At 65.9% G+C, this 24,109-nt stretch carries 18 protein-coding genes and 1 tRNA gene; 8 read left to right on the forward strand and 11 right to left on the reverse strand.

Going from position 1 to position 24,109, the window contains the following annotated elements; translation table 11 throughout:
* Positions 1-94: 94 nt before the first annotated feature.
* The 3 genes from ACYVKQ_RS01055 (at position 95) to ACYVKQ_RS01065 (ending at position 3,065) form a co-directional block, all read left to right on the forward strand.
* On the forward strand, positions 95-862 hold the full coding sequence (locus tag ACYVKQ_RS01055) for an MBL fold metallo-hydrolase (protein ID WP_460574719.1): 768 nt from the start codon (positions 95-97) through the stop codon (positions 860-862).
* A 5-nt stretch (positions 863-867) separates the two neighbouring features.
* Complete coding sequence (locus ACYVKQ_RS01060) at positions 868-1,368, forward strand: hypothetical protein (protein ID WP_460574720.1); 501 nt, start codon at positions 868-870, stop codon at positions 1,366-1,368.
* A 125-nt stretch (positions 1,369-1,493) separates the two neighbouring features.
* Positions 1,494-3,065, forward strand: coding sequence for an NFACT RNA binding domain-containing protein (locus tag ACYVKQ_RS01065; RefSeq protein WP_460574722.1), 1,572 nt, complete (start codon positions 1,494-1,496; stop codon positions 3,063-3,065).
* A 373-nt stretch (positions 3,066-3,438) separates the two neighbouring features.
* On the opposite strand, the gene ACYVKQ_RS01070 is transcribed toward ACYVKQ_RS01065, so the two are convergent.
* Both ACYVKQ_RS01070 and ACYVKQ_RS01075 read right to left on the reverse strand, forming a co-directional pair.
* Positions 3,439-3,520 (reverse strand) — tRNA-Leu (locus ACYVKQ_RS01070).
* A gap of 266 nt (positions 3,521-3,786) precedes the next feature.
* Positions 3,787-4,515: a Dps family protein gene (locus ACYVKQ_RS01075; protein WP_460574724.1), complete on the reverse strand. Its 729-nt coding sequence runs from the start codon at positions 4,513-4,515 to the stop codon at positions 3,787-3,789.
* 171 nt (positions 4,516-4,686) lie between these two features.
* Between ACYVKQ_RS01075 and ACYVKQ_RS01080 the strand changes: the two genes are divergently transcribed.
* Positions 4,687-5,397 carry a VIT1/CCC1 transporter family protein gene (locus tag ACYVKQ_RS01080; protein ID WP_460574726.1) on the forward strand — a complete coding sequence of 237 codons (711 nt, stop codon included), beginning with the start codon at positions 4,687-4,689 and terminating at the stop codon, positions 5,395-5,397.
* A gap of 24 nt (positions 5,398-5,421) precedes the next feature.
* On the opposite strand, the gene ACYVKQ_RS01085 is transcribed toward ACYVKQ_RS01080, so the two are convergent.
* From ACYVKQ_RS01085 to ACYVKQ_RS01100, 4 genes are all read right to left on the reverse strand, one after another.
* Entirely contained in the window at positions 5,422-5,952 is a 531-nt protein-coding gene (locus tag ACYVKQ_RS01085) for a hypothetical protein (protein ID WP_460574727.1), read from the reverse strand.
* Between the two features lie 75 nt (positions 5,953-6,027).
* Positions 6,028-6,342: a hypothetical protein gene (locus ACYVKQ_RS01090; RefSeq protein ID WP_460574729.1), complete on the reverse strand. Its 315-nt coding sequence runs from the start codon at positions 6,340-6,342 to the stop codon at positions 6,028-6,030.
* A gap of 6 nt (positions 6,343-6,348) precedes the next feature.
* Positions 6,349-6,873, reverse strand: coding sequence for a hypothetical protein (locus ACYVKQ_RS01095; protein WP_460574731.1), 525 nt, complete (start codon positions 6,871-6,873; stop codon positions 6,349-6,351).
* 106 nt (positions 6,874-6,979) lie between these two features.
* Positions 6,980-7,744 carry a hypothetical protein gene (locus ACYVKQ_RS01100; protein ID WP_460574733.1) on the reverse strand — a complete coding sequence of 255 codons (765 nt, stop codon included), beginning with the start codon at positions 7,742-7,744 and terminating at the stop codon, positions 6,980-6,982.
* Between the two features lie 447 nt (positions 7,745-8,191).
* On the opposite strand from ACYVKQ_RS01100, the gene ACYVKQ_RS01105 reads away from it, so the two are divergent.
* From ACYVKQ_RS01105 to ACYVKQ_RS01115, 3 genes are all read left to right on the forward strand, one after another.
* The gene (locus ACYVKQ_RS01105) at positions 8,192-8,707 is read left to right on the forward strand and encodes an MOSC domain-containing protein (RefSeq protein WP_460574735.1); all 516 of its coding nucleotides are present in this window, start codon (positions 8,192-8,194) and stop codon (positions 8,705-8,707) included.
* A gap of 481 nt (positions 8,708-9,188) precedes the next feature.
* Positions 9,189-13,646, forward strand: coding sequence for a DUF4394 domain-containing protein (locus ACYVKQ_RS01110; RefSeq protein ID WP_460574737.1), 4,458 nt, complete (start codon positions 9,189-9,191; stop codon positions 13,644-13,646).
* A gap of 70 nt (positions 13,647-13,716) precedes the next feature.
* Positions 13,717-13,944, forward strand: coding sequence for a PID-CTERM protein-sorting domain-containing protein (locus tag ACYVKQ_RS01115; protein ID WP_460574739.1), 228 nt, complete (start codon positions 13,717-13,719; stop codon positions 13,942-13,944).
* Positions 13,945-14,015: 71 nt separating this feature from the next.
* On the opposite strand, the gene ACYVKQ_RS01120 is transcribed toward ACYVKQ_RS01115, so the two are convergent.
* Positions 14,016-15,935 carry a CocE/NonD family hydrolase gene (locus ACYVKQ_RS01120; protein ID WP_460574741.1) on the reverse strand — a complete coding sequence of 640 codons (1,920 nt, stop codon included), beginning with the start codon at positions 15,933-15,935 and terminating at the stop codon, positions 14,016-14,018.
* A gap of 85 nt (positions 15,936-16,020) precedes the next feature.
* Here ACYVKQ_RS01120 and ACYVKQ_RS01125 point away from each other — a divergent pair, with 85 nt between their 5' ends.
* A complete protein-coding gene (locus ACYVKQ_RS01125) occupies positions 16,021-16,614 on the forward strand; it encodes a hypothetical protein (protein WP_460574743.1) in 594 nt (197 codons plus the stop codon).
* A gap of 5 nt (positions 16,615-16,619) precedes the next feature.
* Here ACYVKQ_RS01125 and ACYVKQ_RS01130 read toward each other — a convergent pair whose 3' ends face one another.
* From ACYVKQ_RS01130 to ACYVKQ_RS01145, 4 genes are all read right to left on the reverse strand, one after another.
* On the reverse strand, positions 16,620-18,056 hold the full coding sequence (locus ACYVKQ_RS01130) for an RtcB family protein (protein WP_460574745.1): 1,437 nt from the start codon (positions 18,054-18,056) through the stop codon (positions 16,620-16,622).
* 159 nt (positions 18,057-18,215) lie between these two features.
* Positions 18,216-18,767 (reverse strand): prolyl hydroxylase family protein, encoded by a 552-nt coding sequence (locus tag ACYVKQ_RS01135; RefSeq protein WP_460574747.1) that lies wholly within the window; start codon positions 18,765-18,767, stop codon positions 18,216-18,218.
* 279 nt (positions 18,768-19,046) lie between these two features.
* Positions 19,047-20,450 (reverse strand): RtcB family protein, encoded by a 1,404-nt coding sequence (locus ACYVKQ_RS01140; RefSeq protein WP_460574749.1) that lies wholly within the window; start codon positions 20,448-20,450, stop codon positions 19,047-19,049.
* Between the two features lie 1,036 nt (positions 20,451-21,486).
* Positions 21,487-23,016: a TROVE domain-containing protein gene (locus tag ACYVKQ_RS01145; protein WP_460574751.1), complete on the reverse strand. Its 1,530-nt coding sequence runs from the start codon at positions 23,014-23,016 to the stop codon at positions 21,487-21,489.
* Between the last annotated feature and the right edge of the window lie 1,093 nt (positions 23,017-24,109).

Raw genomic sequence — 24,109 nt, forward strand, 5'->3', positions numbered from 1 at the left:
ATGGCCCAATTGCTGAATGGTTAAATGGCTGGTCGTTCAACATGTGTTTGGAACGGCCAGCCATTTAACAATTTGACCAGTTAGCCATTTAATAATGCAAGTCACTTTCCTCGGCTCGGGCACGTCGCAGGGCGTACCGGTCATCGGCTGCCACTGCGCGGTGTGCCGCTCGGTGGACTTCCGCGACAAGCGCCTGCGCGTGTCGGTACACCTGCAGGTGCAGGGGCGCAGCATCATCATCGACTCGGGCCCGGACTTTCGCCAGCAGGTGCTGCGCGAACGGATCGACCACCTCGACGCGCTGGTGTTTACCCACGAGCACAAGGACCACACGGCCGGCATGGACGACATCCGCGCCTACAACTTCAAGCAGCAGCAGGACATGCCCGTGTACGCCGAGCCGCGGGTGCTGGAGCAGCTGCGGCGCGAGTACGCCTACATTTTCGCCGAGCACAAGTACCCCGGCGTGCCGCGCGTCAACACGGTGCCCATCCTGAGCGACACCGACGCGTTTGAGGTGGAGGGCATCGAGTTTCAGCCCGTGCGCGCCCTGCACTACAAGCTGCCGGTGCTCGGTTTCCGGGTGGGCCATTTCTCCTACGTGACCGACGCCAACCACCTCTCGCGCGAGGCGCGGGAGCAGCTGCGCGGCTCCGATGTGCTGGTGCTCAACGCCCTGCGCCACGAGCCGCACATTTCGCATTTCACCCTGGCGGAGGCGTTGGAAGTCATCGAGGACGTGCAGCCCCGGCGGGCCTACCTGACGCACATCAGCCACCTGCTGGGCAAGCACCGCGAGGTGGAAGCCACCCTGCCGCCCCACGTGCGCCTGGCTTACGACGGACTGCGGCTGGAGGTGTAAGGGGCATGCGGCTAATACCCTCCGAAGAACAGATTTTCACCTCGCTGCTGCCCGCGGAGCAGGTGTTGCGCACGGTGCAGGCACATACGGCTTCGTCGTTTGCCATTGGGCATCAGCAGGCACCGTTTCGCGGTTCCGTACAAGGCAGCATATTCAACATCTGGCGCCTTTCGCTGTTTACCAATTGGGCCAACCGGCCGCAGGTGACGGGCTGGGTTGCGCCTGATGCGCGTGGGGCCGGCTCCGTGGTGAGGCTGCGGCAACGGGCAAGCTTGGTGCTTTTTGGAGCGAGCCTGACCATGGCCTTGCTGCTCGCTACGGGCCTGACCAGCCTGATCTGGGAATCAATGCCGAAAAACCAGCTTTTTCCGCCGTATTATTTATTCCCGTTTGTCGTTCCGGCGTTCGTCGCCTTCTTCACGCTCATCCCGTTTAAGTTGGCCGCTGCCGAAAATCGACGCATCCTGACGCATCTGCTGCACCTAGAGCCCAGCAGCGCCGCGTAGCCGCCGGGCGCCACGACTGTCGCCCCCGAACGGGCGCAAGTCCCTGACTTGCCCGAAGGAACCGCGTCCATTGCGAGCTGTCGCGGCAAAATGCCCAATTTGCGCCGCGCGTCCGCTCTTGCCTCATGCACAACAACTACTACTTTCTGCGCCAGCTGGCCCCCGCCCTCACGCAGCAACTGGCTGGCTACCGGGTAGCCACCTGCTTTTCGCAGGAGAAGGACGAGCTGGTCGTCGGGCTCACGCGGGGCGAGGCGGAGTTCTGGTTGAAGGCCCACTTGGCCGGCGCCCAGCCCCTGCTGAGCCTGCCCGAAAGTTTCCACCGAGCCCGGCAGAACTCGGTGGACCTGCTGCCCGCCCTCCTGGGCCAGGAGGTAGCCGAGGCCGCCGTGACGCCCAACGACCGGGTGCTGCACCTGGAATTCCGTAGTGGCGCCCGGCTGCTCCTGAAGCTGTTCGGGCCGCACGCCAACGCCGTGTTTTACCCCGCCGCCGATGGCCCGGCCCAGTTGTTTCAGCAGCGCTACACGGCCGACGCCGCGTTGCTCAGCGCCCCCACCCGCTCCGACCCAACGCCCGCCGAGCTGACTACCCACCCCGACCCGGCCCGCCTGTTACCCACGCTGGGTGAAGTGCCCCGCCACTGGCTGCGCCTGCGCGGCTACGACGACGCCCCGCAGCCCGGGCGCGTAGCCCTGCTGCACGAGCTGCTGGCCCTGCTTACGCAGCCGCCCGCCTTCTACATCATCAGCCTGGATGGCCGCACTCGCCTGAGCCTGCTGCCGGTGGGCACCGTAGAACAAACCCTGCCCCCCGATCCGGTGGCCGCGCTACGGACCTTTGTGCCGCTGCTGCTGGGCCGCGGCGCCTACGAGGCCGAACTGCGGCAGCTGCGCCAGGCCCTGCAGAAGCGCGCCGACGAGGCCGCCACCAGCGCCAGCATGGCCCGCCGTCGCCTGCATGCACTGGAGCACGAGGCCAGCTACCGCCAGACCGCCGACCTGATCATGGCCAACCTGCACCAGATTCCGTCCGGAGCCGCGCAGGTAGAGCTGCTCGACTTTTACCAGAACGACCAGCCACGCCTGATCAAGCTCAAGCCCACCGAAACCCCGCAACGCACGGCGCAGAACCTGTACCGCAAGGCCAAAAACCAGCAGATCGAAACCCGGCAGCTGCAGGAGCGCGCCGACAAGCGCGAAACCGAGGCTTTCTGGTGCCTGGAGCGCCTGGAGGAGCTGGCTACGCTCCCAGACCTGCGCACGCTGCGCGCCTGGCGCAAGCAGCACGGCCTCGACCCGGCCGTGCAGGCCAAAGCCGCGGCTACGGAGCTGCCGTTCAAAGTATTTGAGGACAGCGGATTTACCATCTTGGTGGGCCGCAACGCCCAGAACAACGACCTGCTGACCCAGCGCTACGCCCACAAGGATGACCTATGGCTGCACGCCAAGGACGTCAGCGGCTCGCACGTGGTCATCCGACAGCGGCCGGGCCACCCCGTGCCCGCGCCCGTGGTAGAGCGCGCCGCTCAGCTGGCCGCCTGGTACTCCCGCCGCCAGAACGACTCGCTCTGCCCGGTCATCGTCACGCCCAAGAAGTTTGTGCGCAAGCCCCGCGGCGCCGAGCCAGGCAAAGTGGCCGTGGAGCGCGAAAAGGTGGTGCTGGTGGTACCAGCCAATCCGTTTGAGCGCAGCTAGGTAGTCAGCCAGAATTCCTGCTCCTTTGGCATGCGCTTGTTGAACTGAAACGAAGTTCAGCCAAGCCAAGGCGCCAGCCAGGCATTTGTGCTGCTTTGACTGGGACTATCGAACGAAGCGGTAGAGATGTTTCGACTGCGCTCAGCAGGACGCCCGAATGATTACGGCTACATCTGAACTCGTACTTGGCTGTCTGCGGGGCGCGCGGCTGGCAATGGTAATTCCGCTTACGCCCCAAAACGTGGCTCTAATCCACCCCGCCACTCTCCGGCACCGGCCTGAACATCGACCGCCCGATGAGGACCGGCTGAGACACCTGCTACCACGCAAAAGCGGCCGGCTCCTTTGTCAGGAACCGGCCGCTCGGCTGGAGTGCGCACGGGGAGAGTCGAACTCCCACACCCGAAGGCACCACCCCCTCAAGATGGCGTGTCTACCAATTTCACCACGTGCGCAGAACACGAAAAAACGACGCTGTTGAGGGCGTCCGCCTCGCCGTCGAGGGCGGCGAAGTGGCGACAAAAGTAGTAGATGCCCTGCGGTGGTGCAAGCCCACGGCACGCTTTTCTGCCTTTCGGAGCGTAGCAGCAAGGTTATCAGGCATAAAAAATACCACGCCCGGTCGCACAGCATCGTTTTACCCACGCCTAAATGTCCACGCGGCGGCTCCCCAACTGGGAAACCGCCGCGTGGACGTTTGGAATCAGGAGAAGGAGAGCAGCTAATCGAGCTTGGCCAGCGGCGTATTCACCACGTGCTCCGATACGAACCACACTTGCAGCTCGTTGGTGCGCAGCACCTCGCTCACGATCAAGTCGTTGGTACCGTCGTCGCCCGAGTCATCGGCCCGCTTGGCGAAGTCGTGGCAGTTCTTGAGCACGATCTGGTGCGCTTCGAGCAGGCGCGACACCTGCACGGGGGCTTCTTCCCGGTCCTTGGGCGGACGCGGAATGCTGGTCAGCTCGGCCACGTCGGCCGCCATGGCAATGGCCACGCCGCCCAGAATCTGGATGCGCTCGGCAATGGTATCCACCAAGGTGCTTTGCTCCTCGTAGTGCTTGTCGTAGAGCAGGTGCAGCTGGTAGAAAGTGGGGCCGACCACCTGCCAGTGGTGCTTTTTGTACAGGTCGCGCAGGGTGATGGTATCGGCCAGCATCTGGTTGAGCATGGTCACGCTTTCCTGGCGCACGTTCTCGGCCAGGCCGATGGGCAGACGCTGCGACACGGTGCCGTACTTCTGCAGCGGCGTGGGCGAGTTGCGCTGCTGGTTCAGCAGGGGCTGCACCAGCGGCTGGTTGCGGTCAACGGGGCGCACCGGGCTATCGATGTCGGCCGCATCGGCGGCTTTGGCCGTATCGGCGCGGCCGTTGGAAGCGGATTTCTTGGCGGCGGCTACGCGCGGGGCCGGGGCAGCGGGAGCTTTTTTGGCGGGGGTGGCTTTGGTTGCCATGAGGTCTGAAAAATCTGGAAGCGGAAAGAAGAACACCGGCCCGCAGGCGCGGCGGCGTGCCGCTAAACGCGGCCCGCTGCTCGGCATTACGCCAAGGCGCGGCCCGGGGTTGAGTGCGGCGCGTATATTCAGCCCCGCGGTGCGGTCCTTGCGCGCCGCTTTGTTCCCGGTATGTCGTCTCACCACCAGCACCCTCACCCCGAAGAGCACCTGAGCAGCTCGGCCCTGTTGCAGGACATCGTCATCGGCCTCTCCGACGGGCTCACCGTGCCCTTCGCGCTGGCGGCGGGCCTGAGCGGGGCGGTGCAGTCGTCGGCGCTGGTCATCACGGCCGGGCTGGCCGAAATCGTGGCCGGCTCCATTGCCATGGGCCTGGGCGGCTACCTGGCGGGCCGCACCGAGCTGGACCACTACGCCGCCGAGCTGCAGCGCGAGTACCGCGAGGTGGACGAGGTGCCCCACGTGGAGCGCGCCGAGGTGCAGGAATTGCTGGCCGACATGGGCCTCTCCCCCGCCACGCAGGAGCAGGCCATGCGCGAGCTGACGGCCGACCGCGACCAGTGGGTGAAGTTTATGATGAAGTACGAGCTGGGCCTGGAAGAACCTGACCCACGCCGTGCCCGCCACAGCGCGGCCACCATCGGGCTGGCCTACGCGGTGGGCGGCCTGATTCCGCTCACGGCCTATTTCTTCACTGCCACGCCCGCCGAGGGGTTGCAGTGGTCGGCCGTCATCACGCTGCTGTGCCTGCTGGTGTTTGGCTACTTCAAAAGCCGCATGATCGGCCAGCCTGCCCTCACCGGAGCGCTGAAAATGGCCGCCATCGGGGCAGTAGCGGCGGCCGCCGCATTTGGCGTAGCCCGGCTGGTGGAAGGCTCGTAACCTTCCACCGGCCGGCCCACCCCGTTAGGCCAGCGTGGGCCTGGCGGCCGCCGTGCCGGCGTAGCCTGCTTCCAGCGCCGGGGCCGCACGCAAGGCGCGGTGGGCCATGTAGACGGCTACGGGCGTCTCAATCAGGAGCATGAGCTTACGCACCCAGTCCGTGAGCAGCAGGCGCGCCATCAGATCGGGAGAATAGCCCCCCTGGCTGAGGGCGGTTTCCAGCGGCCACTGCACCAGTAAGGTGGACCCCCACCCCACCACGTGGCACGCCATGACCACGTAAAGGGCACCCCGCGGTACGGCCGGCGGCAGGTGCCAGTACAGCAGCAGCAGCACACCCGTCAGCGCAAGGGTGGGCAGCGTCAGAAACGGCATGGTATGCCGGGCAGTGGCCGCGTGCCAGGAGGCAAAGTCCGCGGCGCTGAGGTATGGCCCCAGATCGGCCCAGCTTTGGTACTCCACGAACTCGTTCATGACGGCGGCGCCCAGGCAGTAGAACGTGAGCAGCAAGTAGGCCAGAAACAGCCAATGCGAGGCAACGGGAGAGGGTTTCATGGAAGCAAAAAGGTTAAAGGTGCAACGATGGGGCGGCCCGCTACCTACACGCGGAGCCAGTACAGGGCCGGGTACCTACGGCTCGCGCAGCTGGCGCACCCGCGCGGCCTCGGCCTCGTTGACGTGGGTTACCGGCGTGGCGTAGATGCGGAAGTCATTGGCCGGAAAGTGCGTTTGCAGCATCTGCTCGATGCAGCTGCAAAGCCGGGCTTTGGTTAGAAACAACACCCGGTACAGCGGCGCGTTGACCACATCCCCGGCCGGGCCCAGGGTCAGGTTGCCGATGGCTTCGTCGAGAAACACGTCGGTGGCCAGGCGCCCGGTCAGCACCAGGTGGGCGGCGGTGCGTGCGTGGTCGGGGCGGAGCGTGAGCAGGCAGAAGAGCAGCATGGCGGGCTAACGGCTGGCCGCGCGGCGCGGCGTGTAGGGAGCCAAGCTTTGAAGCATGCGCTGCACCACCGGCTCATGCGTTACGAAAGCGTCGGGCGTGCCCACTACATACACCAGCAGCATGTGGCCGCGGTGCCCGGCCGCCAGCGCGTCGTAGCGAATCATCTGCCCGTCGCGGTAACCGGCGCCGGTGGTTTCCAGGAAGCGAATGTTGTTGTAGGCGGTGGCGTATTGCTTGTTGACGGGGACGCCCAACTGCTCGGTGAGTTGGTACAGAGCCTGGGCAGGCGTGAGGCGGGCCTGCGCTCCGCTCAGCTTGCCGATGTACACCAGCAGGTCATTTGCAGGACTGAAATACGTGAGGGCCAGGCTGCTGTCGGTGGCCTGGCGCAGGTGGTTCCAGCCGGCTGGCACTTCGTACTGGAGCTGAAACTGCTGGCTGCGCACCAGTTCGAAAGGCGGGCTGGGCGTCGACTGGGCGCGCAGGGCCAGCGGGGCGGCCAACAGCAACAGAAAAAGCAAGCGTATCATGGTGTGGTGAGAAAAGAAGTGAGGAAAAAGCCGGGCCGCGCCGGCGCGTTGAGGAAAAAAGGCCGCCGCACGACAGCGCGCCGGGAGTCCCTGCCAGCCGGGCCGGTTAGTGGGGGGCCGCACCGGAGTCGGGCTCGTCGTCGAAGCCCAGCAGGTTCAGCTCGACGACCAGGCCCGGGCGGTTGTTGCTGCCGGGGTTGGGCAGCATACCGCCTAGGCACAGCTGCACGCGCCGCGTAGCCAGGTAGTTGAAGCCCAGCACCGTCACGCTGGTGTAATTGGTACCGGAGATGAAATCGCCCATGACCAGCAGCTTCTTGCTCAGTGGCACCTCGGCTCCCAGCAGCAGGCCGGCGCGGTTGCCGGCGCCCAGCGTGCCGCGGTCCGAGAGGTAGGGACCAGCCACGACCTTGAGGTGGTGACGCGGGCTCCATTGCCAGAGATTGTAGGTGAAATGCGTCAGGTCGCGGGCCTGGCCGCCGAAGCGCACGGGATTCAGACCTACCTGCGTGCCCACGCTGGTGGTTATGCGCGGGCTGAGAAAGAAAAACTTCTGGCCGGTAAGCTTTACCAGCGGGGCCAGCGGCACGCGGCGGTCGGCGCGGTTGATGCCCAGCCAGTCGTCGCCGCGGCGGAAGTTCTTCTGGATGTTTACCACGTTCAGGCCTGCCTCCCAGCCCTTGCCTAAGCCGTAGACAAGGTGGTTTTTCGAGTCCCAGTAGCCTTTGCGGTACAGGTTGCTCTGATGCTGAAAGAACACTTTGCCACGGGGCGTCAGGTCGCCCGAGGGAATGTTGAAGAGGTTTTGCTGCGCCCAGGCCGGCCCCGCCAGCACCAGCCACAGCAGCGTTAGCAGGGCGGCGTGAAGCAAACGGCAGGGTAGCAGGCGAGCGACCGGAGCGGGGGTAGCAGGGCATTGCACAACCATGGTTGGGGGTTAGCGGTGGTGAACTGGTGAAGCAGCGCGGGCGGTGCCGGAACAGCCGCCTGCGCTGGCAGGAGGAACACGAAGCAGGCTGCCGAGCGCCGGCGAAGTGGCGGCCCCGTACCCAGTCGACACTTTCCCATAATTCATGGCCAGCTTCGTTTATTAGTAAAGCTATTACAAATAATAGCTTTACTATCATATACATTTGACTATATCCGTAGGTTTCGTCTATGAGGACCTTTTTTTACTGCTGCTCGCCGTTTTTCCTTGAGCCACACCCAGAAATGAACGAGGGGCGGTGAGCGGTGCACGGCGGGGTAGGCAAACGACCCAACGCAACCTAACCGGGTGGCGCCGGCGTACGCGCTGCAGCACCTATTCCGGTTTTCTATGGCCTTTCCCTTCCTTGGCGACGACAAATCCGTTGTGAACCGCCTGCTGGCTACCCTACCCCAAGTGGGGCGCGTGGAGTGGATCGGGGTGCGGCCCAAGCGGCGCGCGCCACTTACGTCGCTACCCGAAGCCGAAGCCCTGACCGATGCGCACCTGGTGGGCGACCACGCCCGGGTGAAGCCCGGGGGCAAGCGCCAGATAACCCTGGTACAGCACGAGCACCTAAGCGCCGTGGCCGGCTACCTAGGGCTGCCCGCCCCCGTAGAGCCGGGCCGCTTGCGCCGCAATCTGGCCATCAGCGGCCTGAACCTGCTGGCGCTGAAAAACCGGCGAATCCGAATCGGCAACGAAGTCATCCTGGAAATTACCGGCGAATGCCACCCCTGCTCCCGCATGGAGGAAGAACTGGGCCCCGGCGGCTACAACGCCATGCGCGGCCACGGCGGCCTTACGGCCCGCATTGTGCAGGGCGGGCGCCTCCGCGTGGGCGACGCGGTGCGGGTGGCGGAGTAAGCGGTCCTGCGTTGCGGCAGTTCGGTGCTATCGGGCAATACTCCTTCGCCCACAGCGACAAAGCACTCCTTTCGTCAGGGCTCAAGGAAGTTCTTCTTTCCCAAACAGCGGCACCGCTCATCACCCACCGAGGCTGCGTTTTCGTCGTCCGGCGCTGTGGCTGCCGGTGAGCGGGTCACAGCGGGCCATTTCTCGCTTTATCGTCCAGTTCTAAAGTCACAACGCTTGTTTCAGCGCATCGGTGGCAACTGTTGCCTAGTGGCGTTATGGGTTCCGAGGGTGGCGGCACCCAGAACCGCCTTGTAGTATGCCCAGGGCGGTTTTAGGCTGCGTCGTTGGCTTTAATAGATTTTTAATCAAATAATACAATCCGGTTTTGCGGCCGAGCCCGTATGGATAGCCGGCGTGCCTCGCTTGTAGGGCGGCGCATTCCTGTTACCGTTTCTTTTTCTCGTTACCCACCAAAACCCCCTTCCAACGCATGCATTCACCCTTACTACGGGCCCTATTCGTCAGCAACCCCACCCGCCAGAACCGCGCCGCGGCCCTGGCAGCCGGCCTGTTGCTCTCGGCGGCCGCTCTGCCTTCCAATACCCAGGCCCAGGTGGTATTCGGCCTGTCCGGCTCCGACCTGACCTCCGTGAACCTGGCCAGCCCAGCCACATCGCAGACGCGCGTGGCCATTACCGGCGTTGCGGCCGGCCAGACGCTGGTGGGCCTGGATTTCCGCCCGGCGACCGGCGAATTGTTCGCCCTCGGCTACGACCCGGCCGCCGCCGGCAACAACGCCCGCCTCTACGTGCTCGACCAAACCACGGCCGTGGCCACCCCCGTTGGCGCGGCGGCCGTGCGCCTGGAACTGGGCGGTAGCATGGAGCGCATTGCTTTCGACTTCAACCCCACGGTGGACCGCATCCGCGTGGCCGGCACCAACGACGCCAACTACCGCCTGAACCCCAACAACGGGGCCTTGGTGGACGGCGACCCGAACACGGCCGGCATCCAGCCCGATGCCAACCTGGCCTTTGTGGCCGGCGACGCCAACGCGGGGCAGAACCCCTACGTAGCCGCGGGTGCCTACACCAACTCCTACATCGGCGCCACGAGCACCACGCTGTACTACATCGATGAGCAACGCAGTCAACTGCTGCGCTCCGACAACCCCAACGCCGGCACGCTGGCCACGGTGGCCAACATCAGCCCGGTGGCCGGCGGCAATCCGACGCCCATCAACGCACCGGGCGCCAGCACTGACCTCGACATTTTTGCTTTCGGCCCGAACGACGAGCAGGCCTACCTGAACGTGAACAACGTGAACGGAAGCCAGTTTGTCTCGACGCTGTACCGGGTGAACCTCAGCAACGGTGCCACCACCCTCGCGGGGGCCGTGTTTGGCACGGGACTGGGCATCACCGACATTGCCGTGCGCATCGACCGTACTGCCCCGGCCCCCAGCGGGCAGCTGCTCTACGCCGTCAGCACCACCAACAACCTGCTCAGCTTCTACTCGGGCACGCCGCAGTTTATCAACGCCGCCGTGGCCATTACCGGCGTTACGGCCGGGCAGACGCTGGTGGGCACCGACTTCCGCCCCAACACCGGCGAGCTGATCGGCATGGGCTACGATCCGGCCACGGCCGGCGCTAACACCCAGCTGTACGTCATCAACCCCGGCACTGGGGTGGCCACGCCCATCGGCTCGGCCATCCGCCTGGAGCTGGGTACCGACCTCAACGGCATCGGCTTCGACTTCAACCCCACGGTGGACCGCCTCCGCGTGACCGGCCGCAACCGCGCCAACTACCGCCTCAACCCCAACAACGGCGCCCTGGCCGCCACCGACGGCACCTTAACCTTCGTCGACGGCACGCCGGGCACGCCCAGCATCGGGGCGGTGGCGTACACCAACTCCTACCCCGGCAGCACCAGCACCACGCTGTACGACCTGGAGGAGGCCTTGAACCGCCTCTACATCCAGAGCAACCCCAATGCCGGGCAGCTCACGGCCGTGACCAACAACCCGACCCTGCCCACGGCCGGGGCCGTCAGCGACCTAGATATTTACTTTGACGCCACCGCGCAGGTCAACCGCGCGTTTCTGGTATCGAACGCCGACGCGGCCACGACCACTGCCAATTATAGCACGCTCTACGGGCTGAACCTGACCACCGGCCAGGCCACGGCCACCGGGGTTATCGGGCTGGGCGGCATTGCGGTGCGCGATGTGGCGGCTCAGCTGCAAGGTGCCAACGCCTCGGCCGCCCTCACCGGCCGCCTGCTGTACGGCGTAGCCGGCGGCAACTTGGTGTCGTTCGACTCGGGCAACCCCACGGTGATCCGCACGGCCGTGAACATCACCGGCCTGCCCGCTTCGCAGGTGCTGGTGGGCGCTGATTTCCGCCCGGCCACCGGCGAGCTGTTTGCCCTCGGCTACGACGCCACGGGCCAGCAGGGCCAGCTCTACACGGTGAGCCCGAGCACGGGGGCACTGACGGCCGTGGGCGGCCTCAACGCCATGGCCCTGGGCAACACCGCCGCAGCCGTCGGCTTCGACTTCAACCCCACGGTGGACCTGATTCGCGTGGTGTCGGCCACCAACCAAGCGAACTTCCGCGTCAGCCCCATAACCGGCGCCGTGACGACGGATGGTACGCTGACCAACCCTGGCGGCGCGCCGGCCCTGGCGGGTGTGGCCTACACCAACAACGACAACAACGCTAACACCGGCACCACGCTCTACGGTTACGACCAGGCGCGCAACGTGCTGCTGCGCTCCACCAACGCCAATGCTGGCACCTACGTGGACCAAGGCGCCACGGGCCTCGCGGTGAACCCCGGCGTGGACTTCGACGTGTTCAGCGACCTGACGAACCCGGCGGCGCCCGCCAACTCGGCCTTCCTGGTTGCCGCCCCCACTGGCTCGACCACCGACAACCTCTACACCCTCGACCTGACCTCGGGCGCCGCCTCGCTGGTGGGCCGCGTCGGCTCGGGCTCGAACCTGACCGGCTTGGCGGCCTTCCTCACGCCCGGCCCGGTTATCTCTGCCGGCCTGACGTGGACCGGCGCCGTGAGCCGCGACTGGGGCACGGCCGGCAACTGGACGCCCGCGCAGGTGCCCACAGCTACCGATAACGTGACCATACCGGACGTGGTAAACGACCCCGAGGTGAGCAATGCCCAGCAGGCCAACAACGTGGTGCTGGCCAGCGGTGCCACGCTGACGACGGCTCCCGGCGGGACGCTCACGGTAAACGGCTCGTTCACCAACAACGGCGGCACCACGCTCGGCGCGGGTACCGGCACCGTGGCTTTCAACGGCCCGGCAGCCCAGACCATCAGCGGCACCACCACGTTCTTCAACAACCTCACCGCCGGCCCGGCCGGCGTACGGGCCACCGCCCCGGTGCAGGTGCAGCGCGTGCTGCTGCTCAACGGCAACCTGGCCGCCAATGGCAACCTGACGCTGCTCTCCAACGCCCTCGGCACGGCCCACGTGGTCAACGTGGACACGGCCCGCATCTTGGGCAACGTGACGGTGCAGCGCTACATCGACGGGGGCACCAACTCCGGCCCGGGCTACCGCCACTTCTCCGCGCCGGTCAGCGGCACCACCGTGGGCGACCTGACCACCACCGGCTACACGCCCGTGGTGAACCCGGCCTACAACACGGCGCCGGTCCCCACCACCGTGCGGCCCTTCCCCACGGTGTTCGGCTACGACGAGACGCGCGTGACGACCAGCGGCAACCCCGCGCCGCAGGACTTTGACCGCGGCTTCCTCTCGCCCACGTCCCTGGCCGACCCGATGGTGGTGACCCGCGGCTACACGGTGAACATTCCAGCCGGCCTGACGCCGGACTTCGTGGGCCTGCCCAACAACGGCCCCATCAGCGCTGCCGGCCTCACGCGCGGCACCCAAACCGAGTCGGGCTGGCACCTGCTGGGCAACCCCTACCCCGCGCCCATTGACTGGGACCTGGTGGGCCGCTCGAACGTGGACGCGGCCGTGTACGTGTACCGCTCCACCGGGCAGTACGCCGGCACCTACGCCAGCTACGTGGCCGGCGGCACCGGCACCAACGGCGGCACCGATCAGCTGCCCGTGGGCCAGGGCTTCTTCGTGCGGGTGAGCACCCCGGGCAGCACCAACGGCCAGGTGTCGTTCACAAACGCCGCCCGCCTGACCACCTACGCCAGCCCCGTGTTCCAACGCACCACGGCCATCACCGGCCCGCTCGTGCGCCTGGATTTGCGCGCCGCTTCCGGCCCGGCCGACGAGACGGTGGTGTACTTTGAGCCCGGCGCCACCGCCGGCTTCGACGCGGCCATGGACGCCTACAAGCTACTCGCCGGCGGCACGCCGGTACTGGCCACTGAGCTCAACGCCACTACCCGCCTCTCGGTGAATGCGCTGCCCCCGCTGGCGGGCGCCGACCGCGTGGTGGCCCTGCACGTGCAGGCGCCGCAGGCCGGCACCTACACGCTGCGCGCCACCGAGCTGCTGAACCTGCCGGCGGGCACCTTTGCTTACCTGCGCGACGCGGAAACCGGCGCCGTGGTGGACCTGCGCCAGCAGCCCAGCTACGCCTTCACGCTGGCCTCGGCCGCGCCGGCCACCGGCCGCTTCACGCTGCTGCTCACCCCGCAGCGCGTACTGGCCACGGCCCCGAGCGCACTTAGCCAGCAGGTAGCCCTGTACCCGAACCCGGCCCGCACCAGCGTGTCGCTGGCACTGCCGGCGTCGCTGGACCGCCAGCCGGTGGCCGTGTCGGTCATCAACGCGCTGGGCCAGCAGGTGCTCACCCGCACGCTGCCCGCCACGCGCCCGGCCGCCCAGGTAGCCACGCTGCCGCTCACGGGCCTGGCCCAAGGCGTGTACACCGTGCGCCTGACCACGCCGCAGGGCCTGGTCACCAAACGTCTGGTTGTAGAATAATTATTTGCGGTGTACGTTCGGCGGCCCACTGGGCCGCCGAACGCATGCCTTACCCTTCAGCTCCTGCTGCATGAACCATTTCGCCTCTTTCCTGCGCCGGCTCGGCGCCTGTTTTGCTTTTGTGTTGCTACTCGCTTCGGCGGCTCAGGCGCAGACGCCGGGCTCGGGCGGCCCCGCGCCCGGCAACGAGCCGCCCGCCGACCCCACGGCCGTGCCCCTCGACGGCGGCGCCTCCCTGCTGCTAGCCGGCGGCGCGGCCTACGCCCTCAACCGCCTGCGCAAGCGCAAAACCGCTTAAGTTCACGTACACCTTGCCACAAAAAAAGCCCGGACTTTGGTCCGGGCTTTTTTTGTGCCTGGTAGCCGGCGTTACCGGCCCGTCAGCACGGGCACGATGATGGACGAAGCGTGCCGGGCGTCGTGGTAGAGGCGGATGGTGGCCTTCTGGAAGTCGGCCGCCTCGGCCGTGGGGATGTTGACGAAGGTTTGCGGGTTGCGGTCGACGAGCGGAAACCAGCTGCTCTGCACCTGCACCATCAGCCGGTGGCCCTTTTTGAACGTGTGCAGCACGTCGGGCAGCTCGTAGCGCACCTCGGCCACCTCGCCGGGGCGGAAGGCTGCCGCCTTTTCGAACGACTGGCGGAAACGGCCGCGCATCACTTCGGCGCGCACCAGCTGCTGGTAGCCGGCGCGGGGGGCCGGCGTGGCCCCGGGCGCCGTGCCACGCGCCGTGTCGGGCAACACGTCGATGAGCTTCACCACGCAATCGGCATCGGTGCCGGTGGTCGACACAAACAGCCGGGCGCTGAGGGGGCCGGCCACGGTCAGGTCGGCGGCCAGGGGCTCGGTCTGGTACACCAGCACATCGGGGCGCTGGGCGGCGAAGCGCTGGTCCTCCACCATGTACTCGTTGTTGCGCTCGGCGTGGATGCCGTTGGTGTAAGGCACGGGCTTCTGCGGGTCGCTTAGGTACTCGTCGTAGCCGGTGGCCTGGGCTGGGGCAGCGTAGCTCAGCTGCCCGCCGGCCGCCAGGTACAGCGGCGTGGGGCGGGCCTGGGGCGGCCAGGCCGGGTGCTGGGCCCACTGGTTGGTGCCGGTGTCGAACACGGTGGCTTCGGCGGCCCCAAAGTCGCCTTTGCCTTTGAGGTAGTGGTTGAAGAACTTCAGCTCCAGGTTGTCGCGGTACCACTGGGCGGTGTTCTGCCCGAAGCGCAGCGGGCCAAACGTGCGCCACTCGGGCCGCGCCCAGGCGCCGTGGGTCCAGGGCCCCATCACCAGCCGGTTTTGCGCCCCGGGGCTTTGCTGCTCGATGGCCCGGTAGGTGGCCAGCGCGCCGAACACGTCCTCCGCGTCGAACCAGCCGCCCACCACCAACGTGGCGGGCTTCACGTGGCGCAGGTGCGGGCGGATGTTGCGGGCCTGCCAGTAGGCGTCGTAGGTGGGGTGCGCGAGGTACTCGTTCCAGGTCTTTGCGCGGTTGTTGAAGTAGGCCGCGCCGTTGGCGTTTTTGATAGGTCCCAGGTCGAGGAAGAAGCGGTACGCATCGGCCGGCTCGGCCTGAAACAGGGGCGTGTACTTCGGCACCGGTCCGGTACGCAGCGCGTCGAAGTACTGCATGAAGCCGAAGTTATCGAGCAGGAAAAACGCGCCTTTGTGGTGGGCGTCGTCGCCCATGAACTCATCCGTCACGGGGGCCTGCGGCGAGACGGCCTTGAGGGCCGGATGCGCGTCGGGCAGGGCGGCCGAGGCGTAGAAGCCGGGGTAGCTGATGCCCATCAGGCCCACGCGGCCGTTGTGGTGCGGCACGTTCTTCAAAAGCCACTCGATGGTGTCGTAGGCATCGGTGCTCTCGTCGTGGCCAGCCGCTTTGCCCTTCTTCGCTTTGCCGTGGGCGGCGGGCACGGTGGGCGTCATTTCCTCGAACTGCCCCTCGCTCATGTAGCGCCCGCGCACGTCCTGCGTCACAAAGATGTAGCCCTCCTGCGTTAGCTCACGGCTCTGACCGGGGCCGGCTTTGGGGTAATTCTCCTCGCCGTAGGGCCCGGCCGAATACGGGGTGCGCCGCATCAGAATGGGGTACTCGCGGCCCTTCGCGGCATCCTTGGGCACGTAGATGACGGTGTAGAGCTGCACGCCGTCGCGCATGCGGATGCGGCGGTCGAGCTTCTGGTAATGGTCGCGCACGTAGGCCGAGTCGGCGGCGCGGGTGGCGGCAGGCGTCTGCTGGGCGTGGGCGGCCGCTGCCCAAAGCAGCAGGAGCGGCAGCGCAGCCGCGGAAAATCGGAGCATAGAGCAGGCAGAAAGGCGGGGTAGCAAACGTACTAAAAGCCTCGCGGCCGTAATCCGGTTGACGGCTGGCTGGTATCTTTAAAAGATGAACAGATTTTTCAGTCTCCGCCGTTGGCTGCCGCTGTGTCTGCCCCTGCTAGCTCTGACCACCACGGATTCCTGGGCACCGTTTGCCATCGACGAGCAAGTGAGCGTGGAACTGCCAACACCGCCCCAGGAAATCGACGCGGCCAAACTGGGCCTGCAATTACCTAATACTCGCCTGCTGATGGCGCAGGACACCGTGGGGCTGTACCAGCTCACGCGCCTGGAGCTGACCGCCGCGCAGGCTGCCACCACGCAAGGCGAAGCGGCTCGCCAGCGTTTTTACGACGGCGTGGTCAAAGGCGCGTTGAACGGGCAGCAAGACGCGGTGCTGCTCGCCCGCACCCCGTTTCAAACCGCCGGGGGCGACGGGATTGAGTTGAAGATGCGCGCCCGGCACAAGGGCACCGGCAAGCTGGTGGTCAAGTTCTCCCGCGCCTTGCTGGTCGGGCGCATCGGCTATACGCTCACTTTCTTGCCCCTCGACAAAGCCGATACCGCCGGCGTCAGCGGCAGTGCGCAACGCCAGCGGTATTTCAACTCCCTCGTCGTAAAGGCGCCGGCAAGCAACGAACCGCCTCGCCGTCGGCCCTAGCGGCGCTATTCTCCGCCGTACTTGCTCTTGCCGCCGCCCCCGGCGTCCATGCGCACGATTTTGGGCGTGAACGAGCCGAGCACGTCTACCAGCTCCTGCTGGTGGGCCATTACCTGGTGAATGTCCTTGTAGGCCATGGGCGCCTCGTCGAGGCCGCCGCCGATCAGCTCCACCCCCTGGTCGCGCAGCAGACGGCGCAGCTCGCCTTCGCTGACCTGCTGCTTAGCCTGGGTGCGCGAGAGGCGCCGCCCCGCCCCGTGCGAGGCCGACTGGATGGACTGCCGCTCGCCCCGCCCGCGCACGATGAAGCCGGGGGCGGTCATCGAGCCGGGAATGACGCCGAGTACGCCCGCGCCGGCCGGCGTGGCGCCCTTGCGGTGCACGATGACCTGGCGGCCGTCGGCCAGCGTTTCGCGCCAGGCAAAATTGTGGTGGTTTTCCACTCGGGCCAGCACGTTCTGCCCCAGGGCTTTGCTGAGGCGGCGGTGAATGTCGTGGTGGCAAGCCGAGGCGTAGTCGCCGGCGAGGTTCATGGCCGCCCAGTACTCCTGCCCCTCGGCCGTGTTCAGGTCGAGCCAGGCCAGGTAGCGGGCCTCGGGCGGCAGCGGGCAGCGGTTCATGGCCACCTTGGTGTAGTGCTGAGCAATGGCCGCCCCCAGCCCGCGGGAGCCGCTGTGCGAGAGCAGCCCCAGGTACTGGCCCACCGGCAGGTTCAGGTCGTTGTCTTCGGCCGTGATGTCGACCAGGCCCCACTCCACGAAGTGGTTGCCGGAGCCGGAGGAGCCCAGCTGATTAATAGCCGCTTCGCGCTTGCCGCGCACCACGGGAATTTCCTTGAATTCAGGCCGGTGCAGCACCGGGTCGTCGGCGGGCGTCTTGAACACTTCCTTGCCGCCGAAGCGGGTGTGGTTGTGCAGCAGCTTCTTGAGCTCGTCGCGGCGCTGCTCCAGGTAGCGGGGGGGCACGTCGAACACCGACAGGGCCATGCGGCAGCCGATGTCCATGCCCACCCCGTAGGGAATCACCGCGTTGTCGACGGCCAGCACCCCGCCGATGGGCAGGCCGTAGCCCTGATGGGCGTCGGGCATCAGCGCCCCGTCGATGGTGATGGGCAGCTGCATGGCGGTGTCCATCTGCCGGCGGGCCCCGTCCTCGATAAATGAGTCGCCGTAGCGGCGGTAGTCCTTCACGTCGGGGCTCAGGCGCACCTCGCGGCTGGGCTGAGGCACCAGCTCCTGGGCCAGCGGGCGCCAGGTTTCGTCGCGCACGTAGCGGTACGGGTCGTTTTTGATTTCGCGCAGCAACGCCAGGGCGCTGCCTTTGTCCAGCTTGCGCAGTTCGCGCTGATCGAGGATATCGAGAGCGAGGCTGATCTGCTTGTCCTCGGTGAAGCCGAGCTGGCGCAGGTCCTTGCCGTGGAGTTTCTGGGTGTTTTTGGCCATGATGCGGGAGGAGGATGGGAATAGGTGTAGCGCAGGGCTAGCGCGGCGGGTTACGGTTGAGGTTCGGTATCCGGTGCCGGCGCGCCGGGGCATTCTTGGGCTATCAACGCCCAAAGCGCCGGGCCGCCCGGGCAACTCCCGAAGCGACCCGGCGCTTTTTCAACCGGCCGGGAGGCGAAACATCACGTCGGTGCGCAACACGTACTTCACGCCCTCGGTCACGCTGCGGCCCAGGTGGTAGAGGCCGTGCTCGAACACCAGCAGGCGGCCCTGCCGGGGCCACACGCGCAGGTCGCGGAAGGCCGTGTCGCCGCCCTGGAAGTTGTCGTTGAGGTACACCATGAAGGTGAGCAGGCTGGCTTCGGTGGGGCTGCGCACGTAGCTCTGGTCGTAGTGGCCGCGGAATTGCTGCCCCCTCTCGTAGCGGTAGAAGCGAAACAGCTCGTTGAGCCCCAGGGCCTGGCTGAGGCCCAGTTCGGCCGGCATGAAGGGCTGGGCCCGCTGCCAGAGCAAGGCGGCCAGCTCCTCGCTGCGGTGGAAGGCGCGGCTGTTGTTGCGCACAGCGGGCATCAGCCGGGCGCCCTTGGTGGTGTTCACCTTGGCGGCTTCGTATCCTAGTAGTTCGCTGAGCACGAGGTAGTCCAGGCACTCCTTGCGGGTCAGAAAATCGTCGACGGTAAAGATGGATTCGGCTAGCTGGGTGCGGGTCATCGGTGAATGAGCAAATGAGTGAATGGTTGATAAGCGAGGAGTGCAGAAGTGGATGAGCGGATAAAACAGAACCTCATCCTGAGCAAGGCGAAAGGCCTTCTCTTACCTTGCCCCCGCTAAAAAGCGCAGCCCCAACGCCCAATAGTCTGGGCCGCGGTGGTTGCGCTTTTATCAGGCGAAAGCATCTGAGCTTGGACTGTAGCGGCTGTGTTCAGAGCGAGAAAGATTCTTCGCCTTGCTCAGGATGAGGTTCTTGTAGCCCCGTAGTTGGGGCCGGCCCTACGCCCCGCCGTCCATGCGCACGATTTTGGGCGTGAAGGTGCCCAGCACGTCCACCAGCTCCTGCTGGCTCTGCATCACGGCGAAGATGTCCTTGTAGGCCATCGGGGCCTCGTCGAGGCCGCCGCCGATCAGCTCCACGCCGTGGGCCTGCAGGTGGCGGCGCACCTCGGCTTCGCCCAGCTCGGCTTTGGCCCGGGTGCGCGACATGAGCCGCCCGGCCCCGTGCGAGGCCGAGGCCAGCGACTCGGCCACCCCGCGGCCGCGCACGATAAAGCCGGGGGCGGTCATCGAGCCGGGAATCACGCCCAGCCCCCCCTGGCCGGCGGGAGTGGCGCCCTTGCGGTGCACCACCACCTCGCGGCCGTCGGCGAGGCGCTCCTTCCAGGCGAAGTTGTGGTGGTTTTCCACTTTCGCCAGGGGCTTCTCGCCCAGGGCCCGGGCCACGCGCTGGTGGATCTGCTCGTGGCAGGCCGAGGCGTAGTCACCGGCCAGGTTCATGGCCGCCCAGTACTCCTGCCCGCCTTCCGCGTCCAGCGTCAGCCAGGCCAGGTGCTGGGCTTCCGAGGGCAGCTGGCAGGTGTCTTGGGCCAGCTTGGTGTAGTGGTTGGCGACGCTGGCGCCCAGGCCGCGGGAGCCGGAGTGCGAAAGCAGCCCCAGGTACTGGCCCACCGGTACGCCCAGGTCGTTCGAGGGGTCGGTGATTTCCACGATGCCAAACTCGACAAAGTGGTTGCCGGAGCCGGAGGTCCCGATTTGCGCGGCCGCGGTTTCCTGCTTGTTGCGCAGGAATGGAATAGCCGAGAATTCGTCGCGCTCCAGCACTTCGTGACCCATTTTCTGGCCGTGGCGAAACACGTCGCGGTTGCCAAACTTGGTGGTCGTGAGCAGCACGTGGCGCAGCTCCTGCCCGCGTTGCGTGAGGTAGGTCGGCGGCAGCGCGAAGATGCTCAGGGCCATGCGGCAGCCGATGTCGACGCCCACCGCGTACGGGATGACGGCGTTGTCGGTAGCCAGCACCCCGCCGATGGGCAGGCCGTAGCCGTGGTGGGCGTCGGGCATGAGGGCGCCGGCCACCGTCACGGGCAGCTTCATCGCCGTTTCCATCTGGTGAATGGCGCCCGGCTCGATGTGCTCGGCGCCGAACAAGGCGTAGTCCTTGCGGGCCGCCAGGGCAATGTGGCGGCTGGGCGGGGGCAGCAGCGCCGCCGCGGTGTGGCTCCAGTCGAGGTCGGTGAGAAAGTTGGTGGGGGTTTGCAGAATGAGTTTGAGCAGCGCCAGCTGCTCGGTGTGTGCGAGGCGCTTGAGGTGCTTGCGCTGCAGCTGAGCCAGCGCCAGCCCGATGGCCCGGCCTTCGGGGAAACCCAGTTGGCGAAGGTCGTTGCCGCGTAGTTGTTGTGCCATGATGAGAGTTGCGTGAAGGGAAGCGCGTCGAGGGCTTCCGGGTCGCGCGGCGGCGGCACCCAGGGTTGGTGCCGCCGCCGGCCGCTGATGAAAAAAACTCCGCGAAAAGCCGGAGCAACGGATGATTCACGCCGGGTCCGGGGCTGATGAACGGTCAGCAGAAGGAGCGCGTACCGACGGCATCCGGCCGCGGGCCGGGGCAAGCCAAAGGGTAACCGGCGGGGGTCTGCTATGCCGCAAAGGAATGCGCTTCCTCCACGGCCCGAAGTATGACCACCCTACGACACCTTTGCTTCCCCCGCAAACATGATCAGGCAACAGGCCGCACAGCCCCTGTCCTGCTCTACCACCTGAGCTACGGCCAGCCAACGCGGCTGGCCGGCGGGACTCGAACCCGCGACCTGGGCGTTAAGGGCGCGAAGTAAGGCTGCGCTACGGCACTGATCAGGGTACGGGCTGCTTACCGGGGCAACGGGTGAAGGCGTTGCTGGCGCACGGATCAGGTGCGCCACCCGCCGCCGAAACGGCAGGCTGCGGGAGTTGAACCCGCTCAACCGAAAGGTCTCGCCGAAGTAACGCCTTCCGACGGCACCCGGTAAGCAGTAAGCTTATTCGTTGGGGCAATTGGGCGCCCGCCTACGTTTCCTGCTCTACCCACCTGAGCTACTCCCCCATTTCCGAAAAACCGTGGAGGAGGCAGGACTCGAACCCGCGACCCGGCGAATCAAGATCGAAGTAAGGCCAGGCTACGGCACCCAACGAACGTAGTATCCTCCTTCCCGGGCCGGGGCGACAGACAACCAGCGCAATGTTTTCGTCTGCGGGCTGTGCGCCGGCAGCAGGATTCGAACCTGCATGATGCAGCAACCGTTGCGCTGCATCCGAAAACTAAACCACGAAGTAGCGCCCGTTTACGGCACCCGGCCGAAGGATCGGCGGAGAACAAGATGGCTAGGTGCGTTTCATGACCATAAAGTGCTGATGGCGTGGGGGCGGCAACCCGCTTGACAATGTTGCCGCCCCCGGCCGCGTGGATTTACAGGTCTATCGTTTCGATTTCGGCGAGGGCCGAGCCGCCGTTTTCCAGCGCCTGCAGCACGTCGAACACCTTGTCGGACCAGCCGGCGATGAGCGCCACGCCGTCCTGCTCGCGCACGTCCAGCGGGGCCATGCCGTGGCCGGCCAGGTCGAAGAGGTACAGGCGGGCCTGCGGGGCCACCGTGCGGCGGTACTGCCGCCAGGCTTTGGCCAGGTCACCCGCCTCGCCGGTGCTGTTCCAGAGCTGGCAGTCGGTGAAGATCATCACCTTATCCACCCGCTCGTTGTGGCGCGTGAGGTCCTGCACCACTAAGTGGCCGTTGGTGCTGTAGCCCACCTCGCCTTCGCGCCGGTAGAGCTCCTGCACGTTGCTCAGCACCTGGTTCGGCGGCAGCGCTACGCGCTTCCACCGGTCGCCGAACAGGCCGGTCACCACGTTGGCGCAGCGGCGCTGCAGGAGCATGCCCAGCACCAGCCCCACGTCGTAGAGCAGCACTTTGCTGCGCGCCGAAACCGGCTGCTGCATGGAGCCCGACACGTCGCAGGCCACCACCACGCGGGTGTCGGGCCCGAAGCCGCGCAGGTTCTGCGTCGAGTGCCCGATGGCCGTTTCCAGCGCCGCGAGGATGCCGGCCACGTGGCCGGAGCGCACGGCGAGCAATTCGCGGTAGGCCGCCAGGTAACGGAACGGCAACTGCTTGCTGCGCGCCACCGCCTGCTCGTCGGTCAGGGCGCGGGTCAGCTGCGCCACGGCCCCGGCCGACACCTCGGCCTCGAGGATGTTGCGCAGGTTGCGCAGCAGGGCCATGTACCCCAGCTTGCCGCTGCCGATCAGCTCCTCCCACTTCTGGCGCAAGGCCGTCTGCCGCTCCGCGTCGGTAGCGAACCTCTGCTGGCCCAAGGCCGACAGCTCCGTTTCCCAGGTGTAGGGCGTGGGCAACTCGCCGCGCACCAGTTGATCAAACAGCGCCTGCTGTTCAGGGCTTTTGGCCTGCGGATGCACCAGAAACAGCGCGTCGCGCAGGCGCACCTGGCCGGCGCGGTCGTACTTGGCCAGCTGGTAGCCGTCGAAGCGACTAAAAGCCAGGGCCAGGCCCTTCTGCAGCTGCTTGGAGAGGCGGTTCAGCTGCTTTGTTTCCTGGCGTTGGTTGGCCAGGGCGTAGAAGGCCAGCAGCTCGGTGATTTCGTCGGCGCGCTGCACCACGCGGGCTACCAGGCGGCTCACCAGGTTGTCGCCGCGGTGCCGGCGGGCCAGCTCCACGCAGAGCACCAGCGGCACGGTGCGCAGGTGCAGCTGCTCGCGGGCGTACACGGCCAGCTGGGCCACGAACCGGGGCTCGTTTTTGGCCACCAGCTCGCGCAGGCGTTGCAGGCGGGTATCGGCGGTTTCGTAGAACTGGTCGCCGAGCGCGGCCGTGGCGACGGCCGCGTACAGCTCCAGCGGCGGGGTGAGCGAGTAGGCAGCCGCTCCTTCGTGGTTCACCACGTCGGCCGGCTTGTTCTGGCGGAATCCGAAGTTGAAGCGCATCGTAAGGGGTCGGATAAGGAGGGAGTGAATTTTCCAGTTGGCTTGAGCAGATTTATAGGGCGCCCGGGCAGGCGCCGTAAGGAGGCGTCGACCAGGGGCAGCGGGTCCAGCCCGCTGAAAAGCGCCGGCAGCCTGCCCTTGGGGCGGTCTGCCACACCAGTCGCGACTGACCGGGACGCAGCCGCTCTAGGCGGGTTTGCTCGGCTTGCCAGACGGCGTGTGGCGGGGCTTCGAAGCGGTTGGCCAGTGGTCGTGGCTCCCTTCGCGGGGGAGGCAGTCGCTTACTGAACCAGCCGAAGACGGGGCTGCGGGGGCAGCCGGATGAAGCAGCAGTCTGAAGCTTTCGTACATGGCAGGATTTGAAAAAAGGGCGTACTGTTCCGTTCGGTAATTCTTGCGGAATTAATTACCGTTATGCGGGTATTTATGGTAGATAAATTCGGGCACTACTTTCCTATACCACCGCTTTATTGGTGGTCATACCAGAAATTAATTGCCGTAAATCAGACTCTGCCAGCAGATATACTGAGCCGGGGCCGGGGCCTTTAGCAGCCGCCTTTTCGCGGCCGAATATCCGGGCAATTGGCTGGCCTGATGTCGCTGCACCACCGCGGCGCAGGCACCGGTAACCGGGCATCTAGGCAGGGCATGTGGTGGCAGGTAGACAGCATGGCCGTAAACGAGTTAGAAAGCAGATGAAAAACAAAACGCCCGAATCTGGTGGGATTCGGGCGTTTTGCAAGTTGAGCTTCTATGAAAAGAGCTTCACTCCGTTGCGTGCGCGCCGAACCCCGGCTGGACCTTATCCTCCAGGCTAGATGGCATTCCGAGATATTGATTAAAGTGGCGGCGCATGACGAGTGAAGTCGTTTGTTCGTTTGGGTGTTGGGCTTTGAACGGGTCAAAGGTAGAAAGGTTATTTAATCCAAGGCAATGTTTTTGAAAAAATATTTTAAATTATTTGTTTCACCTCCAATCACCCCGCACCCGCTTACAATTACTGTTTTTCGAATTACCGGTTTATTATTTCGGCATTGCTACAGTATCATAGATAGGGTACCGTTTTTCTTAGCGCGCAGCAGGAGTACCGCTT

This window comes from Hymenobacter coalescens, assembly GCF_054783195.1.

What these genes read in the sequence shown, in the direction of transcription:
- ACYVKQ_RS01115 (WP_460574739.1), top strand. Translation starts at nt 13,717, where the DNA reads ATGAACCATTTCGCCTCTTTCCTGCGCCGGCTCGGCGCCTGTTTTGCT.
- ACYVKQ_RS01120 (WP_460574741.1), bottom strand. Translation starts at nt 15,935, where the DNA reads ATGCTCCGATTTTCCGCGGCTGCGCTGCCGCTCCTGCTGCTTTGGGCA.
- ACYVKQ_RS01145 (WP_460574751.1), bottom strand. Translation starts at nt 23,016, where the DNA reads ATGCGCTTCAACTTCGGATTCCGCCAGAACAAGCCGGCCGACGTGGTG.
- ACYVKQ_RS01095 (WP_460574731.1), bottom strand. Translation starts at nt 6,873, where the DNA reads ATGATACGCTTGCTTTTTCTGTTGCTGTTGGCCGCCCCGCTGGCCCTG.
- ACYVKQ_RS01140 (WP_460574749.1), bottom strand. Translation starts at nt 20,450, where the DNA reads ATGGCACAACAACTACGCGGCAACGACCTTCGCCAACTGGGTTTCCCC.
- ACYVKQ_RS01055 (WP_460574719.1), top strand. Translation starts at nt 95, where the DNA reads ATGCAAGTCACTTTCCTCGGCTCGGGCACGTCGCAGGGCGTACCGGTC.
- ACYVKQ_RS01065 (WP_460574722.1), top strand. Translation starts at nt 1,494, where the DNA reads ATGCACAACAACTACTACTTTCTGCGCCAGCTGGCCCCCGCCCTCACG.
- ACYVKQ_RS01085 (WP_460574727.1), bottom strand. Translation starts at nt 5,952, where the DNA reads ATGAAACCCTCTCCCGTTGCCTCGCATTGGCTGTTTCTGGCCTACTTG.
- ACYVKQ_RS01090 (WP_460574729.1), bottom strand. Translation starts at nt 6,342, where the DNA reads ATGCTGCTCTTCTGCCTGCTCACGCTCCGCCCCGACCACGCACGCACC.
- ACYVKQ_RS01125 (WP_460574743.1), top strand. Translation starts at nt 16,021, where the DNA reads ATGAACAGATTTTTCAGTCTCCGCCGTTGGCTGCCGCTGTGTCTGCCC.
- ACYVKQ_RS01135 (WP_460574747.1), bottom strand. Translation starts at nt 18,767, where the DNA reads ATGACCCGCACCCAGCTAGCCGAATCCATCTTTACCGTCGACGATTTT.
- ACYVKQ_RS01075 (WP_460574724.1), bottom strand. Translation starts at nt 4,515, where the DNA reads ATGGCAACCAAAGCCACCCCCGCCAAAAAAGCTCCCGCTGCCCCGGCC.
- ACYVKQ_RS01105 (WP_460574735.1), top strand. Translation starts at nt 8,192, where the DNA reads ATGGCCTTTCCCTTCCTTGGCGACGACAAATCCGTTGTGAACCGCCTG.
- ACYVKQ_RS01080 (WP_460574726.1), top strand. Translation starts at nt 4,687, where the DNA reads ATGTCGTCTCACCACCAGCACCCTCACCCCGAAGAGCACCTGAGCAGC.
- ACYVKQ_RS01130 (WP_460574745.1), bottom strand. Translation starts at nt 18,056, where the DNA reads ATGGCCAAAAACACCCAGAAACTCCACGGCAAGGACCTGCGCCAGCTC.
- ACYVKQ_RS01110 (WP_460574737.1), top strand. Translation starts at nt 9,189, where the DNA reads ATGCATTCACCCTTACTACGGGCCCTATTCGTCAGCAACCCCACCCGC.
- ACYVKQ_RS01060 (WP_460574720.1), top strand. Translation starts at nt 868, where the DNA reads ATGCGGCTAATACCCTCCGAAGAACAGATTTTCACCTCGCTGCTGCCC.